Source organism: Streptobacillus felis, from assembly GCF_001559775.1.
Classification (GTDB): Bacteria; Fusobacteriota; Fusobacteriia; order Fusobacteriales; family Leptotrichiaceae; genus Streptobacillus; species Streptobacillus felis.
In genome coordinates this window covers 1-279 of the sequence record NZ_LOHX01000045.1, presented here as the reverse complement: position 1 = coordinate 279, position 279 = coordinate 1, and the positions used below count along the sequence as shown (strand labels likewise).

Genomic DNA, 279 nt, shown 5'->3' with positions numbered 1-279 from the left:
CTGTAATTCATAATACAGTTCTTGCAAACTCAATAGTTGCCCTTTGCATACCTAAACATCTTCCAAAGAAAGGTATTTTATTTTCTCTAGCATATCTAACAGTCTTTATTTTACCTTCTCTACCACGTCCTCCATATCCTCCTGGAACTCAAATTCCATCATATTTATTTAATTCTGTTAAATCAACTTTTTCAGCCTTTACATAATCTATCTTAACCTTACAGTAATAATAGAATCCAGCATGTTTTATAGATTCATGTATACTTATATATGCATCTT

At 30.5% G+C, this 279-nt stretch carries 1 pseudogene; it reads right to left on the bottom strand.

From position 1 onward, the window contains the following. Positions 1–7: 7 nt before the first annotated feature. A pseudogene (locus tag AYC60_RS09250) lies at positions 8–136 on the bottom strand (glutamine amidotransferase-related protein); the annotation flags it as partial. Positions 137–279 lie beyond the last annotated feature (143 nt).